Source organism: Streptomyces sp. 2131.1, from assembly GCF_900105515.1.
In the GTDB taxonomy this organism is placed as follows: Bacteria; Actinomycetota; Actinomycetes; order Streptomycetales; family Streptomycetaceae; genus Streptomyces; species Streptomyces drozdowiczii.
On record NZ_FNSY01000001.1, the window covers coordinates 2,067,513 to 2,084,956 of the forward strand.

At 71.8% G+C, this 17,444-nt stretch carries 12 protein-coding genes; 8 read left to right on the plus strand and 4 right to left on the minus strand.

The features are described 5' to 3' along the window. Positions 1–465: 465 nt before the first annotated feature. From BLW14_RS09025 to glgB, 4 genes are all read left to right on the plus strand, one after another. Positions 466–2,499, plus strand: coding sequence for an alpha-1,4-glucan--maltose-1-phosphate maltosyltransferase (locus BLW14_RS09025; protein WP_093706056.1), 2,034 nt, complete (start codon positions 466–468; stop codon positions 2,497–2,499). Continuing rightward, positions 2,496–4,202 carry a maltose alpha-D-glucosyltransferase gene (gene treS, locus BLW14_RS09030; protein WP_093706058.1) on the plus strand — a complete coding sequence of 569 codons (1,707 nt, stop codon included), beginning with the start codon at positions 2,496–2,498 and terminating at the stop codon, positions 4,200–4,202. The genes BLW14_RS09025 and treS overlap by 4 nt, the downstream gene beginning before the upstream one ends. Before the next feature lie 228 nt (positions 4,203–4,430). After that, positions 4,431–5,825 (plus strand): maltokinase N-terminal cap-like domain-containing protein, encoded by a 1,395-nt coding sequence (locus tag BLW14_RS09035; RefSeq protein ID WP_093706060.1) that lies wholly within the window; start codon positions 4,431–4,433, stop codon positions 5,823–5,825. A 68-nt stretch (positions 5,826–5,893) separates the two neighbouring features. After that, positions 5,894–8,371, plus strand: a complete 2,478-nt coding sequence (gene glgB / locus BLW14_RS09040) for a 1,4-alpha-glucan branching enzyme (protein WP_093706062.1) — start codon at positions 5,894–5,896, stop codon at positions 8,369–8,371. Positions 8,372–8,455: 84 nt separating this feature from the next. Here glgB and trxA read toward each other — a convergent pair whose 3' ends face one another. From trxA to BLW14_RS09055, 3 genes are read right to left on the minus strand one after another with little or no spacing between them, the layout of a single operon-like run. After that, on the minus strand, positions 8,456–8,788 hold the full coding sequence (gene trxA, locus BLW14_RS09045) for a thioredoxin (protein ID WP_018521213.1): 333 nt from the start codon (positions 8,786–8,788) through the stop codon (positions 8,456–8,458). Between the two features lie 3 nt (positions 8,789–8,791). Further along, positions 8,792–9,196: a MerR family transcriptional regulator gene (locus tag BLW14_RS09050; RefSeq protein WP_093706064.1), complete on the minus strand. Its 405-nt coding sequence runs from the start codon at positions 9,194–9,196 to the stop codon at positions 8,792–8,794. A gap of 44 nt (positions 9,197–9,240) precedes the next feature. After that, the gene (locus tag BLW14_RS09055; protein WP_093706066.1) at positions 9,241–10,617 is read right to left on the minus strand and encodes a cation:dicarboxylate symporter family transporter; all 1,377 of its coding nucleotides are present in this window, start codon (positions 10,615–10,617) and stop codon (positions 9,241–9,243) included. A gap of 298 nt (positions 10,618–10,915) precedes the next feature. Between BLW14_RS09055 and BLW14_RS09060 the strand changes: the two genes are divergently transcribed. From BLW14_RS09060 to BLW14_RS09070, 3 genes are all read left to right on the plus strand, one after another. Next, positions 10,916–12,562: a sensor histidine kinase gene (locus BLW14_RS09060; protein ID WP_093706068.1), complete on the plus strand. Its 1,647-nt coding sequence runs from the start codon at positions 10,916–10,918 to the stop codon at positions 12,560–12,562. Continuing rightward, entirely contained in the window at positions 12,559–13,233 is a 675-nt protein-coding gene (locus tag BLW14_RS09065; protein ID WP_093706070.1) for a response regulator, read from the plus strand. Before BLW14_RS09060 ends, BLW14_RS09065 begins: the two co-directional genes overlap by 4 nt. A 174-nt stretch (positions 13,234–13,407) precedes the next feature. Then, on the plus strand, positions 13,408–14,037 hold the full coding sequence (locus BLW14_RS09070) for a helix-turn-helix domain-containing protein (protein ID WP_093706072.1): 630 nt from the start codon (positions 13,408–13,410) through the stop codon (positions 14,035–14,037). A 43-nt stretch (positions 14,038–14,080) separates the two neighbouring features. Here BLW14_RS09070 and BLW14_RS09075 read toward each other — a convergent pair whose 3' ends face one another. Then, positions 14,081–15,106, minus strand: a complete 1,026-nt coding sequence (locus BLW14_RS09075; RefSeq protein WP_018521207.1) for an ATP-dependent 6-phosphofructokinase — start codon at positions 15,104–15,106, stop codon at positions 14,081–14,083. Positions 15,107–15,368: 262 nt separating this feature from the next. Between BLW14_RS09075 and pta the strand changes: the two genes are divergently transcribed. Then, a complete protein-coding gene (gene pta, locus BLW14_RS09080; protein ID WP_093706074.1) occupies positions 15,369–17,441 on the plus strand; it encodes a phosphate acetyltransferase in 2,073 nt (690 codons plus the stop codon). The last annotated feature ends 3 nt before the right edge of the window (positions 17,442–17,444 follow it).

The following is a 17,444-nucleotide window of genomic DNA, read 5'->3' on the forward strand; positions in this document are numbered from 1 at the left end:
CCTTGTGGGCGTTCGCGCCACAAGGAAAGCTGCCGGGTGGCGCCGTTTCCCACCCGCGTGCGCCGGCTCCGCGCAATCCCGCGTGCGCGCGGCGGAGCCCGGCGCATTCGGTACGTCCCCCATACGACCGAGCAGATGACATATCACCGGATTGGCCCACCGCGATGTGGGGGAAGGCTTCCCGGGTACCCGGAACGAATGCATTCGGATGAGAGCGATGACCGTTCATCTCCGGCACGCGCGTGATTCATTCCCTGGCCGCCGGTGATCGGTCCCCGATTCGTATACGACCTGTTTGGACTGCCATTCGAGTGAACGCGGACAGGAGCGGCCATGCCCAGACCCCACCAGTCATCCACCGAGCGGCTACAAAGGACGCATCCCCACCCTCGCGGCGCGCGCGTTCAGCCTTCGGCGCCCGCTGCCCACTTTGCCGAGTCCGAGCTCCAGTCCCCAGGTGATTCCATGATCGGTCGCATTCCCGTTCTCGACGTCCATCCGCTCGTCGATTGCGGCAGAAGGCCAGCCAAGGCCGTTGCCGGTGAGACCTTCCAGGTCACCGCGACCGTCTTCCGGGAAGGCCATGACGCGGTGGCGGCCAATGTCGTGCTGCACAGTCCGAGCGGGCACCCGGGCCCCTGGACCCCGATGCGCGAGCTGGCGCCCGGCACCGACCGCTGGGGTGCCGAGGTGACGCCGGACGCCGAGGGCCGCTGGACGTACACCGTCGAGGCGTGGAGCGACCCGGTCGCCACCTGGCGCCACGCGGCGCGGATCAAGGTGCCGGCGGGCATCGACACCGAGCTGATGCTGGCCGAGGGCGCCGAGCTGTACGAGCGGGCCGCCGAGGGTGTGCCCAAGCGCGACGGCCGCGAGGCGGTGCTGGCCGCGGTGGACGCGCTGCGCGACGGGTCCCGGCCGGCCGAGGCGCGGCTGGCCGCGGCCCTCGGGCCCGAGGCCCGGCAGGCGCTCGACCGCCACCCCCTGCGCGAACTGGTCACCGCGTCCCGGCCGCACCCGCTGGTCGTCGAGCGCCGGCGCGCGCTGTACGGCTCCTGGTACGAGCTGTTCCCGCGCTCCGAGGGGGCCAGGTACGAGACGCCGAAGCCGCGCAGGGGCCGGGGCGCCAAGGCCGCCGAGCCGCAGCCGGCCCGGCTGGTGAGCGGCACCTTCCGTACGGCGGCCGAGCGGCTGCCCGCGGTCGCCGCCATGGGCTTCGACGTGGTCTACCTGCCGCCCGTCCACCCCATCGGCACGACCCACCGCAAGGGCCCGAACAACTCGCTGACCCCGGGCCCCGAGGACGTGGGCGTGCCCTGGGCGATCGGTTCGGCCGAGGGCGGGCACGACGCGGTCCACCCGGATCTGGGCACGCTGGAGGACTTCGAGCATTTCGTGGCGACGGCCCGCAATCTGCGGATGGAAGTGGCCCTGGATTTCGCCCTCCAGTGCTCGCCGGACCATCCGTGGGTGCAGAAGCATCCGGAGTGGTTCCACCACCGGTCCGACGGCTCGATCGCCTACGCGGAGAATCCGCCGAAGAAATACCAGGACATCTACCCGATCGCCTTCGACAAGGATCTTGAAGGCATCGTCGCGGAGAGCGTGCGCATCCTGCGGTTCTGGATGGACCGGGGCGTACGGATCTTCCGCGTCGACAATCCGCACACCAAGCCGGTGATCTTCTGGGAGAAGGTGATCGCGGAGATCAACGGCAGCGATCCCGATGTGATCTTCCTGGCCGAGGCATTCACCCGGCCCGCGATGATGCGCACCCTCGCCGCCATCGGGTTCCAGCAGTCGTACACGTATTTCACCTGGCGCAACAGCCGGCAGGAAATCACGGATTACGTGAACGAACTGTCCCGGGACACCGCCGCGTTCATGCGGCCGAATTTCTTCGTGAACACCCCCGACATCCTTCCCGGATACCTTCAGGAGGGCGGCCGGCCCGCCTTCGAGGCACGGGCGGTGCTCGCGGCGACCCTCTCCCCTTCCTGGGGGGTGTACGCGGGGTTCGAGCTGTGCGAGAACACCCCGATCCACCACGGCAGTGAGGAGTACCTCGACTCGGAGAAGTACGAGATCCGGCCCAGGGACTGGGAAGCCGCAGAGCGCGAGGGCCGTTCGCTGGCTCCGCTCATCACCTCGCTCAACCGGATCAGGCGCCGCCACCCGGCCCTGCAGCAGCTGCGTGACGTGCACTTCCACGCCTCGGACAACGACGCGGTGATCGCGTACAGCAAGCGTTCCGGTTCGAACATCCTTCTGGTGGTCGTCAACCTCGACCCGCACCACACCCAGGAGGCGACCGTCTCGTTGGACATGCCGCAACTCGGCCTCGACCGGCACGAGAGCGTGCCGGTGCGCGACGAGCTCACCGGCACTTCCTATCACTGGGGCAGGACGTTCTATGTGCGCCTTGAGCCGGGCGTGACGCCCGCGCACATCGCCGTCCTGCGACCGTCCCCGCCGACCGGAGGGTCACCCACACCATGATCGTCAATGAGCCCGTCCACGACACGTTCGAGGACACCCCGGCCAAGGACCGCGATCCCGACTGGTTCAAGCGTGCCGTGTTCTACGAGGTCCTCGTCCGGTCCTTCCAGGACTCCAACGGCGACGGCATCGGAGACCTGAAGGGGATCACCGCCAAGCTGGACTACCTCCAGTGGCTGGGGGTCGACTGCCTCTGGCTGCCGCCCTTCTTCAAGTCACCGCTGCGCGACGGCGGTTACGACGTGTCGGACTACACGGCCGTGCTGCCGGAGTTCGGCGACCTGGCCGACTTCGTGGAGTTCGTCGACGCCGCCCACCAGCGCGGCATGCGCGTGATCATCGACTTCGTCATGAATCACACGAGCGACCAGCACGAGTGGTTCCAGCAGTCCCGGACCGACCCCGACGGGCCGTACGGCGACTACTACGTCTGGGCCGACGACGACAAGCAGTTCCCGGACGCGCGGATCATCTTCGTCGACACGGAGACGTCCAACTGGACCTTCGACCCGGTGCGCAAGCAGTACTACTGGCACCGGTTCTTCTCGCACCAGCCCGACCTCAACTACGAGAACCCTGCGGTGCAGGAGGAGATCATCTCCGCCCTCCGCTTCTGGCTGGACCTCGGCATCGACGGCTTCCGGGTCGACGCCGTGCCGTACCTCTACCAGCGCGAGGGCACCAACTGCGAGAACCTCCCCGAGACCCACAACTTCCTGAAGCGGGTCCGCAAGGAGATCGACGCCAACTACCCGGACACGGTGCTGCTGGCGGAGGCCAACCAGTGGCCCGAGGACGTCGTCGACTACTTCGGCGACTACCAGTCCGGCGGCGACGAGTGCCACATGGCGTTCCACTTCCCCGTGATGCCGCGCATCTTCATGGCCGTACGGCGCGAGAGCCGCTACCCGGTCTCGGAAATCCTGGCCAAGACGCCGGCGATCCCGCAGAACTGCCAGTGGGGCATCTTCCTGCGCAACCACGACGAGCTGACGCTCGAAATGGTCACGGACGAAGAGCGCGACTACATGTACGCGGAGTACGCCAAGGATCCGCGGATGCGGGCCAACATCGGCATCCGCCGCCGGCTGGCGCCGCTGCTGGACAACGACCGCAACCAGATCGAGCTGTTCACCGCGCTGCTACTGTCGCTGCCGGGCTCCCCGATCCTCTACTACGGGGACGAGATCGGGATGGGCGACAACATCTGGCTGGGCGACCGGGACGCCGTACGCACCCCGATGCAGTGGACGCCCGACCGCAACGCGGGCTTCTCCTCCAGCGATCCGGGGCGGCTCTACCTGCCCACGATCATGGACCCGGTCTACGGCTACCAGGTCACCAACGTCGAGGCGTCGATGGCCTCCCCGTCCTCGCTGCTGCACTGGACGCGGCGCATGATCGAGATCCGCAAGCAGAACCCGGCGTTCGGCCTCGGCACGTACAACGAACTGCCGTCCTCGAACCCGGCCGTGCTCGCCTTCACCCGTGAGCACGGGGACGACCTCGTGCTGTGCGTCCACAACTTCTCGCGGTTCGCGCAGCCGACGGAGCTCGACCTCAGGTCCTTCAACGGACGTCATCCGGTGGAGCTGATCGGCGGGGTGCGCTTCCCCGCCATCGGTCAGTGGCCCTACCTGCTGACTCTCGCGGGACACGGCTTCTACTGGTTCCGGCTGCGCAAGGACGCGCCGCCGAGCTGACACCTCCGGGCCACCGGCGGGGCGGTTACCACCGCCCCGCACGGGGCACCCGCACCCATACCGGGTGGTTCAGGAAGCTTCCTGGATCCTCCTGGCGTTTCTATCCCCTCATGTCGAGTCCGTACGGATCATCCTGACCCGACACGTCCCGCACAGCCGGACAGCCAATGCCGCAATCCGGGACACTCTTCGCATCCTGTGGTGTGCCCGGGGAAAGGACGCGATGCCATGTCGGAGGCTGCATCCGCTCAGGTCACCCTGGCGAACAGCACAGCCCTGATTCCGTCTCTCGGGCCGCTGCTCCACGAATGGCTGCCCCGTCAGCGGTGGTTCGCGGGCAAGGGGCGGCCCATCACCGCCTTCTCGCTCGTCTCGGCCACCGAGATACTGCCGGTGGAAGGCAGCGACGACGCGGCCCCGGGGCTCCTGCACCTGCTGGTGCGGGTCCATCAGCCCACCATGCCCGCCCAGCCGCCCGTCGACTGCTACCAGTTGCTGCTCGGGGTCCGCCCCGTGCTGCCCCAGCACCTCGTCCCCGCCGCCATCGGCCGCGTCCCCGACGGACCGCTGGCGGGGCTCGCGGTCTACGACGGGCTGCACGACGCGCGCCTGGCCGCACTGCTGCTGGAACGGTTGCGCACACCCGGCCGGCTCGGCGCGGTGCGCTTCGACCGGGGCGCGGGGCCGATCCCGGAGGACCTGCCGCCCCGGGTGCTGGACGCCGAGCAGTCCAACTCCTCGCTGGTGTACGGGAACGCGTACATCCTCAAGATCTTCCGGCGGGTCTTCCCGGGCACCAACCCCGACCTGGAACTCCCGCTCGCGCTCTCCCGCGAGGGGTGCGGCCGGGTCCCCGCCCCGGTCGCCTGGTTCGAGGCGATGACACCGGAACGGCTGACGCTCGGGGTTCTCCAGCCGTTCCTGCGCGGCGCCCAGGACGGCTGGCAGCTCGCCCTGCGCGCCCTCGCCACCGGGCACGACTTCCTGGCCGAGGCGAAGGCGCTGGGCCGCGCCACCGCCGAGGTGCACACCGCCCTCGCCGCCGCCCTGCCCACCCCGGTGCTCCGCCGCTCCCAGACCGACGAACTGGCCGCCGCCATGGTGGAGCGGCTGGAGGCCGCGGCCCACGCGGTCCCCGAGCTGGTCCCGTACGTGCCCGGGCTGCGCACCGCGTTCGACGCGGTGGCGGCGCTCGGGCACCGGGGGCGCAGCTGGGCCGCCCAGCGGGTGCACGGCGACCTCCACCTCGGCCAGACCCTGCGCGGCACCGACGGTTTCTGGTCACTGATCGACTTCGAGGGCGAACCGGCCCGGCCTCTCCCGGAGCGCCGCAGCCCGCAGCCTCCGGTGCGCGACGTCGCCGGGATGCTGCGCTCCTTCGACTACGCGGCCCGCTCGCACCGGCCGTGGAAGCCCGAGTGGGCCGCCCGCTGCCGGGACGCCTACTGCGACGGCTACGCCGAGGCGGCGGGCACCGACCCCCGCGCCGAGCCGGAGCTGCTGCGCGCCCACGAGACCGACAAGGCGGTGTACGAGGTGCTGTACGAGGCACGGCACCGGCCCGACTGGCTCCCGGTCCCGATGGCCGCGATCCACCGCCTGGCCTCGGTCTCCGCCGGCTGAGGATGCCCCGCTCCCCCGTACCGCCCCGACCGCCCCACCCCGTCAACACCTCCGAGGAGGCTGTCCCTGTGACCGCCCGCAAGCCGTCCCGCAAGTCTGCCCCCGCCGCGCCCGCCACCGAGCTCCCGCTCACCGAGGAACCGATCGCCGCCACCCTGTCCGCGCCACCGGCCGCCCCCGCCGAGCACGCGGAGGCCGTCGCCGGGCCGGCGGCCGGGTCCGCGGCGGCCCCGGAACCGGCCGCGCCGCCCGCGAAGAAGCGCGCGGCCCGGGCCCCGAGGAAGACCGCCGCGACGGGCGCCGCCGCCCCGGCCAAGCGCGCGAAGAAAGCCGCGGCCCCGCCCAGGCCCCGCAGCGCCGGAAGCCAGGAGCTGCGCCCGGCCACCCCGCTGGACGACGCCGACCGTGGCCGGCTGCTGGCCGGCGAGCACCACGACCCGCACGGCCTGCTGGGCGCGCACCGGGTGGCCGACGGGGTGGCGATCCGGGTGCTGCGCCCGTTCGCCCGGTCGGTCACCGTACTCGCGAAGGGGCTGCGGGCTCCGCTGCACAGCGACGGGGACGGGCTGTTCTCCGGCGTGCTGCCGCTGCCGGAGGTCCCGGAGTACCGGCTGCTGGTGGCGTACGAGGACAACGAGACCGAGACCGACGACCCGTACCGCTTCCTGCCCGCGCTCGGGGAGCTGGACCTGCACCTGATCGGCGAGGGCCGGCACGAGGAGCTGTGGACTGCGCTCGGGTCCCGGCCGATGGAGCATCAGGGCGTCGCCGGGACGCGGTTCACGGTGTGGGCACCGAACGCCCGGGGCGTCCGGGTGTGCGGCGACTTCAACTACTGGGACGGTACGGGCTTCCCGATGCGGTCGCTCGGCTCGTCCGGGATCTGGGAGCTGTTCCTGCCGGGGACCGGGGAGGGCGCGCTGTACAAGTACGACATCTGCCGCCCCGACGGCTCGCACACGACGCGCTCCGACCCGATGGCCCGGCACACGGAGGTGCCGCCGGCCACGGCGTCGGTCGTGACGGCCTCGCACCACGTCTGGCAGGACCAGGAGTGGATGGCGAAGCGCGGGAACGTGCCGGTGCACGAGGCGCCGTTCTCGGTGTACGAGGTGCACCTCGGTTCCTGGCGGCCCGGCCTGACGTACCGTCAGCTTGCCGAGCAGCTGCCCGCGTACGTCAAGGAGCTGGGCTTCACGCATGTGGAGCTGATGCCCGTCTCCGAGCATCCCTTCGGCGGCTCCTGGGGCTACCAGGTCACCGGTTTCTACGCCCCGACCTCCCGGATGGGCTCGCCGGACGACTTCCGCTTCCTGGTGGACGCGCTGCACCGGGACGGAATCGGCGTGATCATGGACTGGGTGCCCGCGCACTTCCCGCGCGACGACTGGGCGCTCGCGGAGTTCGACGGCCGGCCGCTGTACGAGCACTCCGACCCGAGGCGGGCCGCGCACCCGGACTGGGGCACGCTGGAGTTCGACTACGGGCGTACCGAGGTGCGCAACTTCCTGGTCGCGAACGCCACGTACTGGTGCGAGGAGTTCCACATCGACGGGCTGCGGGTGGACGCGGTCGCCTCGATGCTCTACCTCGACTACTCGCGCGAGGACGGCCAGTGGTCGCCCAACGAGTTCGGCGGGCGGGAGAACCTGGACGCGGTCGCCTTCCTCCAGGAGATGAACGCCACCGTCTACCGGCGCAATCCGGGCGTGGTCACCATCGCGGAGGAGTCCACCGCCTGGGAGGGCGTGACCCGGGCCACCGACCACGGCGGTCTGGGCTTCGGGCTGAAGTGGAACATGGGCTGGATGCACGACTCGCTGGTGTACGTCTCCAAGGAGCCGGTGCACCGCAAGTACCACCACAACGAGATGACGTTCTCGATGGTGTACGCGTACAGCGAGAACTACGTGCTGCCGATCTCGCACGACGAGGTGGTGCACGGCAAGCAGGCGCTGGTCTCCAAGATGCCCGGCGACTGGTGGCAGCAGCGCGCCAACCACCGCGCGTACCTGGGCTTCATGTGGGCCCACCCGGGCAAGCAACTGCTCTTCATGGGGCAGGAGTTCGCGCAGGGGGCGGAGTGGTCGGAGGGGCACGGCCCTGACTGGTGGCTGCTGGACCCCGCGTACGAGGCGTCGGGCGACCACCGCGGGGTGCGGGAGCTGGTGGGCGACCTGAACAGGGTGTACGGGGCCACTCCGGCGCTCTGGCAGCGCGACACCCGTCCGGAGGGCTTCGCCTGGGTGGACGGGGGCGCGGCGGAGGACAACGTGTTCGCGTTCCTGCGCCACGACGCGCAGGGCGCGCCGCTGCTGGCGGTCTCCAACTTCTCACCGGTGGTCCGGCACGACTACCGGCTCGGGGTGCCCGAGGGGCCCCGGCTGTGGGCGGAGGTCCTGAACACGGACGCGGCCCGGTACGGCGGCGGCGACGTGCGCAACGAGGAGCCGCTGAAGGCGGAGGCGGTGGCATCACACGGCAGGCCGTCGAGCGTCTCGCTGACGCTGCCGCCGCTGGCGACGGTGTGGTTCAAGCCGGCGTGACGCGGTGACGCGACGAGGGGGCGGGGCGACGCGGTGACGCGACGGAGGGGGCGGGGCCGCGGTGGCCCCGCCCCCTCGGGCGGTTCAGAGCACGTCCTCGAGCTCCTGGAGGAGGCGCCGCTTGGGGCGGGCGCCGACCATGGACTTCACCGGCTCACCGGCCCGGAAGACCATCAGGGTCGGCATCGACAGGACCCCGTACCGGGCGCTGATCCCCGGGTTGTGGTCGACGTCGATCTGGACGACGCGCAGCCGTTCGCGCTCCTCCTCGGCGACGGCGCCCAGGACCGGGGCGAGCTGGCGGCAGGGTCCGCACCAGTCGGCGGTGAACTCGACCAGGACGGGCCGCGTCTCGCCCAGCACCTCGGCGTCGAAGGTCTCGTCGGTGACCTCGTCGACACCCGTTACGTGGATCATCTGTCATCCTCCCAGTTCGCAGCGTGGTTCGGGGCCGCCGGGCAGCTCGGCGGCCGCCTCCAGCTCGGCGCGGGCCAGCTGGGCGCCGACCTCCGAGCGGACCGCCCGCAGCTGCTCGATGAGCTCGTCGAGCTCGCCGAGCTTGCGCCGGTAGACGGCGAGCGAACCGGGGCAGGCGTCCCCGGCGGGGTGCCCCGCGCGCAGGCACTCCACGAAGGGCCGGGTCTCCTCCAGGTCGAACCCGAAGTCCTGGAGGGTCCGGATCTGCTGGATGAGCCGCAGATCGCTCTCGTCGTACGTGCGGTAGCCGTTCACCGCCCGTCGCGCGGGCAGCAGCCCGCGCGACTCGTAGTAGCGCAGCGTCCGCGTCGTCGTCCCGGCCCGTTCGGCCAGCTCCCCGATTCGCATACCGCGACCGTAATCCTTGACGCCGACGTCAAGGCAAGGACGGTTCAGACCTTGGCGGGAGCGGGCTTCTCCAGAGGGCCGCCCTCGCGGGCGTCGGGGACGTACGGCTCGGCCGGACCCTCGTCGGTGATCATCTTCTCGTCGAAGGGCAGCGCGCCGGAGAGCACCTGGTCCACCCGTGCGCGGTCGATCTCCTTGGTCCAGGTTCCGACGAGGACCGTGGCGACCGCGTTGCCCGCGAAGTTCGTCAGGGCGCGGGCCTCGCTCATGAAGCGGTCGATGCCGACGATCAGGCCGACGCCGTCGACGAGCTCGGGGCGGTGCGACTGGAGGCCGCCGGCGAGGGTGGCGAGACCGGCGCCGGTGACGCCCGCCGCGCCCTTGGAGGCGATGACCATGAAGACCAGCAGCGAGATCTGCTCGCCGATGCTCAGCGGGTCGCCGGTGGCGTTGGCGATGAACAGCGAGGCCATCGTCAGGTAGATCGCGGTGCCGTCCAGGTTGAAGGAGTAGCCGGTCGGCACGGTGATGCCGACGACGGGCTTGCTGACGCCCATGTGCTCCATCTTCGCGATGAGCCGGGGCAGCGCCGACTCGGAGGAGGAGGTGGACAGGATCAGCAGGAACTCGCGGCCCAGGTACTTCAGCAGCTTGAAGATGTTGAGCCCCGCGACCAGGCGCAGGATCGCGCCGAGCACCACGAAGACGAAGAGCGCGCAGGTGACGTAGAAGCCGATCATGATGACCGCGAGGGACTTCAGCGCGTCCACGCCGGTCTCGCCGACCACGGCGGCCATCGCGCCGAACGCGCCGACCGGGGCCGCCCACATGATCATGGCGAGGATACGGAAGACGAGGCGCTGGATGTGCCCGATGCCGCGCAGCACCGGCTCGCCCGCCGAGCCCATGGCCTGGAGCGCGAAGCCCGCGAGCAGGGCGATGAGCAGGGTCTGGAGGACCTCGCCCTCGGTGAAGGCCGACACGATGGTGGTCGGGATGATGCCCAGCAGGAAGTCCGTGGTGGACTCGCCGGCGCCGGACGCCTGCTTCTCACCGGCGGCCCGGACGGCCTCGGTGAGGTGGAGGCCGGAGCCCGGCTCCAGGATGTTGCCGACGACGAGGCCGATGGCCAGGGCGACCGTGGACATCACCAGGAAGTAGCCGAGGGCGAGGCCGCCGACGGCGCCGACCTTGGCGGCCTTGCGGACCGAGCCGACGCCCAGGACGATCGTGCAGAAGATGATCGGCGAGATCATCATCTTGATCAGGTTCACGAACCCGGTGCCGATGGGCTTGAGCTCGACGGCGGCGTCGGGGGCGACGAAGCCCACGAGGATGCCGAGGCCCACCGCCACGATCACGGCGAGATACAGGTACTTCGTACGGTCCGGCTTCGTGCGTTCCGGCTCGGCGGCGGTCACAGCCACGGGGGTCTCCTCGGGTCGTCCTCGTCCCACCCCCGTGCCGGGGGTCCCGGCGACTATCCCGCCCGCTGTGACCCCGGTCACCGTTGCGTGCATTTCGTTCACAGGTGGGGCCGACCATCGGGGGGTGGAAGAAGGAGCGGGGCTGGGTGCGTGCAGCTGCAAGGCGGAGGATTGAGGCAACGCGGAGCGTTGTTGATTGACGACAACGCCGCAGATGTGCGTGCCCAGCCCCGCGACGCCGCCCCCCGATGGCCGGCCCCACCTAGGTTTTCGGCCAGGCACACTGGTCGGCATGCGTTTTCCCCGTACCCGACCGCGCAGCCTGGCCGGCCAGCTGTTCGCGTGGCAGGTGGTGCTGGTGGCGGCCGTCGTCGCGGGGTGCGCCTTCTTCGCGTACGTCTCCGGGCGCGGGCAGGCCGAGGAGACGGCGGAGCGGCAGGTGCGGGCGGTGGCCCTCTCGGTGGCCGGATCGCCGTCCGTCCGGGAGGCGATCCGCACGGAGGACCCCTCGGCCGCGCTCCAGCCGTACGCGGAGCGGGTACGCAAGGACACCGGGATCGCCTTCATCACGATCATGAGTCCGGACCGGGTCCGCTGGACGCATCCGGACACCGGCCGGATCGGTGAGACCTTCCTCGGGCACACCGCGCGGGCGCTGCGCGGGGAGACCTTCTCGGAGACGTACACCGGCACGCTCGGGCCGTCGATACGCGTGGTCACCCCCGTCCGCGACGGCGGCCGGATCACCGGCCTGGTCAGCGCGGGCATCACCGTGGACCGGGTCTCCTCGCAGGTGCGCGCGCAGCTGGGCGCCCTGGCCCTGGCGGCCGGCGCGGCGCTGGTGCTCGGCGGCCTCGGCACGTACGTGATCAACGCCCGGCTGCGGCGGCACACGCACGGCATGAACGCGGCCGAGCTGAGCCGGCTGCACGACTACCACGAGGCGACCCTGCACGCGGTGCGCGAGGGACTGCTGATGCTGGACGGGCAGCACCGGATCGCCCTGATCAACGACGCGGGGCGGGAACTGCTCGGCCTGGCCCCGGGCACGGTCGGCCGCCGGGTCGCCGACCTCGACCTGCCGGCCCCGCTGACCGGGGCGCTGCTCGCCTCCGAGGAGCGGGTGGACGAGGTGCACCTGACGGCGGACCGGGTGATCGTCGTCAACACGCGCCCGGTGGTCGGCGGCGAGCGGCGCGGGACCGTGGTGACCCTGCGGGACCACACCGAGCTCCAGGCGCTGTCCGGGGAGCTGGACTCGGAGCGCGGTTTCACCCGGGCCCTGCGCTCCCAGGCGCACGAGGCGGCGAACCGGCTGCACACGGTGGTCTCGCTGATCGAGCTGGGGCGGACGGAGGAGGCGGTGGGCTTCGCCACGGAGGAGCTGGAGCTGGCCCAGGCGCTCACCGACCGGGTGGTGGGCGCGGTCGCCGAACCGGTGCTCGCGGCCCTGCTGCTGGGCAAGGCGGCCCAGGCGAACGAGCGGGGCGTGGAGCTGGTGCTCGCCGAGGACAGCCTCATGGACGACGGCGCCCTGCCGGCGACGCTGCCCGCCCGCGATCTGGTGACCATCCTCGGCAATCTCATCGACAACGCGGTGGACTCGGTGACCGGCGCCCAGGAGGCGGCCGGTGCGGCCCGGCGCGGCCGGGTCACGGTCACCGCGCTCACCGACGGGGACGAGCTGCTGCTGCGGGTCGCGGACAACGGGTCCGGGGTCGACCCGGCGGACGCCACCGAGGTCTTCCGCAGCGGCTGGTCGACGCACGGCGCCGGGCGCGGTCTGGGCCTCGCCCTGGTCCGCCAGGCCGCGCACCGCGGCGGCGGAACGGTGACGCTGGAGCAGGGTCCGGGCGAGGGCGCGGAGTTCACCGTACGACTGCCGCTGGCCCGGGAGGGCGGGGCGCTCGCGGCGGCGCCGAAGGAGGGCGTCTCGTGATCCGGGTCCTGGTCGTCGAGGACGACCCCGTGGCGGCCGACGCCCATCAGCTGTACGTGGGCCGGGTGCCCGGCTTCGCCGTGGCGGCCGTGGCGCACTCGCGCGCCGAGGCGGTGCGGGCGCTGGAGCGCACCCCGGTCGACCTGCTGCTCCTGGACCTCTACCTGCCCGACGGGCACGGGCTCCAGCTGCTGCGCTCGCTGCGGGCGGCCGGGCACCCGGCGGACGTGATCGCGGTGACCTCGGCCCGCGATCTGGCCGTGGTCCGGGAGGGGGTCTCGCTGGGCGTCGTCCAGTACGTGCTGAAGCCGTTCACCTTCGCGACCCTGCGGGACCGGCTGGTGCGGTACGCGGAGTTCCGGGCGGCGGCCGGGGAGGCGAGCGGGCAGGACGAGGTGGACCGGGCGCTGGCCGCGCTGCGCGCCCCGGACCCCGCCCGGCTTCCCAAGGGGCTGAGCGCGCCGACGCTGGAGGCGGTGACCGGGGCGCTGCGGGCGGCCCCGGACGGGGTGACGGCCGCTGCGGCCGGCCAGGAGCTGGGGATCTCCCGCATCACCGCGCGCCGCTATCTGGAACACCTGGTGGGCGTGGGGCTGGCGGTGCGCAGTCCGCAGTACGGGCAGGTGGGGCGGCCCGAGCTGCACTACCGGTGGCGGGCCGGAAAGCACTGAACCGGGGGCGACCGGTCCCATCTTGCGGCTTTTGCACCTAGGACCTTCCTATGAGCCGTATTCTCGGGCGAACACACCGTAGTCAGACAGGCTCCGGCCTCCTACGGTGGGCCCGTGCACCCCACCCCGCCTTTCAACGCTCCCGCCGCGCGAAGACTTCGCGAGGCCCTGGGTATGGCCCCCGGCCATGTCGCCTACGGCCTCGGCGCCCAGTACGGACTACGGATCACCGCCGAGACGGTGGCCGCCTGGGAGCGCGGACTCGCGCTCCCCTCGGATTACGAACTCACCGCGCTCGCGGGGGTGCTGTGGTGCGCCCCGGGCGAGCTGCTCACCGCCGCGCGCAGCCTGCGCGAGCACCGGGTCTCCCGGGAGCTGTCGCCGGACGAGCTGGCCGGCCGGCTCGGGATGGCCACCTCCGCGTATCTGCGGATGGAGGAGTCGGGGCGCTGGCGCGGCAACGAGCGCCAGTCCGCCGCGCTGAGCGAGGCGCTGGGCCTGACGCCCGCGGACTTCGTGACGGCGACCGGGCGGGAGGAGGAGCTGGCGGAGCTGCTGCGCAGCGCGGTGACGACGCGCTGGCAGGCGTACGGCCGGCCGGTGGCCAAGCTGGTGCCGCTGGACCGGCGCCGCATTCAGGAGAGCCTGGAGCGGCTGCACGCCGACTACCAGGCACTGATGGTGTCCACGCTCAGCTGGAGCAGCACCGGCACCGACCGGCCGGGCAACACCGGCGAGGAGGGGCGGGCCTTCCTCGCCCGGATCGTGCCCCGGTTCTGGGAGACGGCGGACCCCTCGGCGTAACGGAAAGGGGGCCCGCTTCCGCGAGCCCCCTGTCGCACACCGGTCAGAAGACCGACTCGGCCTCGTGCATCCGGTCCAGCGGGACCGTCTTGAGCTGGGTGACGGCCTCGGCGAGCGGGACCATCTCGACGTCGTTGCCGCGCAGCGCGGTCATGCGGCCGAAGTCGCCGCGGTGCGCCGCCTCCACCGCGTGCCAGCCGAAGCGGGTGGCGAGGACGCGGTCGTACGCGGTCGGCGTGCCGCCGCGCTGGACGTGGCCGAGGATGACCGGCCGGGCCTCCTTGCCGAGCCGCTTCTCCAGCTCGACGGCCAGCCGGTTGCCGATGCCCTGGAAACGCTCGTGCCCGTACTGGTCGATCTCGCCCTTGGCGTACGGCATGGAGCCCTCGGCCGGGTGCGCGCCCTCGGCGACGCAGATGACGGCGAACTTCTTGCCGCGCGCGAAGCGCTCCTCGACCATCTTGACCAGGTCGTCGACCTCGAACCTGCGCTCCGGCAGGCAGATGCCGTGCGCGCCGCCGGCCATGCCGGACTCCAGGGCGATCCAGCCCGCGTGGCGGCCCATCACCTCGACGACCATCACGCGCTGGTGGGACTCGGCGGTGGTCTTCAGACGGTCTATGGCCTCGGTCGCGACGCCCACGGCGGTGTCGAAGCCGAACGTGCGGTCGGTGGAGGAGATGTCGTTGTCGATGGTCTTGGGCACACCGACGACGGGCATCCCGGCGTCGGACAGCATCCGGGCGGCGGTGAGCGTGCCCTCGCCGCCGATCGGGATCAGCGCGTCCATCCCGTAACGGCGGCTCAGCTCCGCGCAGTTCTCGGCGGCCTCGCGCAGCCGGTCGCGCTCCAGGCGGGCCGAGCCGAGGATGGTGCCGCCGCGGGCGAGGATGCCGCTGACCGCGTTCAGGTCGAGGGGCCGGAAGTGGCCGTCGAGGAGGCCCTTGAAGCCGTCCTCGAAGCCGATGACCTCGTCTCCGTGACCGACGACGGCCCGGTGGACGACCGAACGGATCACGGCGTTGAGGCCGGGGCAGTCGCCGCCTGCGGTGAGAACTCCGATGCGCATCCTGCTGTATCTCCTGCTCGCTGGGCCCGTCCGTCGGCATGCGGGGCGGGGGCTTCATCGCCTCCCCCGTACCGTGAGTCACGACGAGTGTCCCACGCCGGGCGCGCGGCTCGCGCTCCCGGCCGCCGCGGGGCCGCCTGCCCGCGGCTTCGCGGGGCAGGCGTCCGGCGGGCGGCCCCTCCGCCCCCACGGGTATCGTCAAACGGGCGATTACCACTCGAACCGGGCACCATACCGGACCAGAGACGACGGGAGAGCACGCGTGACGCGCAGCGTGTACGTGACCGGGATCGACCGGGGGGACGGCCGTCAGGTCGTCGACCTGGGCGTCATGGAGCTGCTGACCCGCCAGGTGGACCGGGTCGGGGTCTTCCGCCCCCTGGTCCACGACGACCCCGACCGGCTGTTCGAGCTGCTGCGGGCGCGCTACCGGCTCTCCCAGGACCCGCGCACGGTCTACGGGATGGACTACCACGAGGCCTCCGCGATCCAGGCCGAGCAGGGTACCGACGAACTGGTCTCCCGGCTCGTCGAACGCTTCCACCGGGTGGCCGTGGACTACGAGGTGGTCCTCGTCCTCGGCACCGACTTCGCCGCCACCCAGCTCCCCGACGAGCTGGCGCTCAACGCCCGCCTCGCCAACGAGTTCGGCGCCTCGGTGATCGCGGTGGTCGGCGGCAGGGACCAGAACGCGGAGTCGGTGCGCGCCGAGACCCGCAACGCGTACCGGGCCTACTCGGGCCTGGGCTGCGACGTCCTCGCGATGATCGTGAACCGGGTCGCCCCGGCCGACCGGGACGTCGTCGCGGAGCGGCTGACCGCCACCCTGCCGGTGCCCTGCTCGGTGCTGCCGGACGACCCGGCCCTCTCTGCGCCGACGGTCGCCCAGATCACCGCGGCCCTGGACGGCACGGTGCTCCTCGGCGACGACTCGGGGCTCGCCAGGGACGCGCTGGACTTCGTGTTCGGCGGGGCGATGCTGCCGAACCTGCTGAAGGCGCTGACCCCGGGGTGCATGGTGGTGACGCCCGGGGACCGGGCGGACCTGGTGGTCGGCTCCCTCGCCGCGCACAGCGCCGGGACGCCGCCGATCGCCGGGGTTCTGCTGACCCTGGACGAGCGGCCAGGCGAGGAGATACTCACGCTGGCCGCACGGCTCGCACCGGGCACCCCGGTCGTCTCGGTGGCCGGCGGCTCCTTCCCCACCGCCGCGGAGCTGTTCGCCCTGGAGGGCAGGCTCAACGCGGCGACCCCGCGCAAGGCGGAGACCGCGCTCGGCCTCTTCGAGCGCCATGTCGACACCGCCGCGCTCCTCGACCGGGTCTCGGTCGCCCGCAGCGGCCGGGTCACGCCGATGATGTTCGAGCACGAGCTGCTGGAGCAGGCGCGCGCGGACCGGCGCCGGGTGGTGCTGCCGGAGGGCAGCGAGGAGCGGGTGCTGCGCGCGGCCGACGTGCTGATGCGGCGCGACGTCTGCGACCTCACCCTCCTCGGCGACGTCGACGCCATCCGCAAGAAGGCCGCGGACCTGGGCATCGACCTGGCCGACACCCAGCTCATCGACCCGCAGACCTCGGAGCTGCGCCAGTCGTTCGCCGAGCGGTACGCGCAGCTGCGGGCGCACCGCGGGGTGACGGTCGAGCTGGCCCACGACGTCGTCTCGGACGTCAACTACTTCGGCACCCTGATGGTCCAGGAGGGCCTGGCCGACGGCATGGTCTCCGGCGCGGTGCACTCCACGGCGGCGACGATCCGGCCCGCGTTCGAGATCATCAAGACGAAGCCCGACGCCTCCATCGTGTCCTCGGTCTTCTTCATGTGCCTCGCCGACAAGGTGCTGGTGTACGGAGACTGCGCGGTCAACCCGGACCCGGACGCCGAGCAGCTCGCGGACATCGCCGTCCAGTCGGCCGCCACCGCCGCCCGCTTCGGCGTGGACCCGCGCATCGCGATGCTGTCGTACTCGACCGGGACCTCGGGCACCGGCGCCGACGTCGACAAGGTCCGCGAGGCGACGGACCGGGTGCGCGGGAGCCGCCCGGACCTCAGGATCGAGGGCCCCATCCAGTACGACGCCGCGGTCGAGCCGACCGTCGCCGCGACCAAGCTGCCCGGCTCCGAGGTGGCGGGGCAGGCGACGGTCCTGATCTTCCCGGACCTGAACACCGGCAACAACACCTACAAGGCCGTGCAGCGCTCGGCGGGCGCCGTGGCCGTCGGCCCGGTCCTCCAGGGGCTGCGCAAACCCGTCAACGACCTGTCCCGGGGAGCGCTCGTGCAGGACATCGTGAATACCGTGGCCATCACGGCGATCCAGGCACAGGGCGAGGAGTGACCC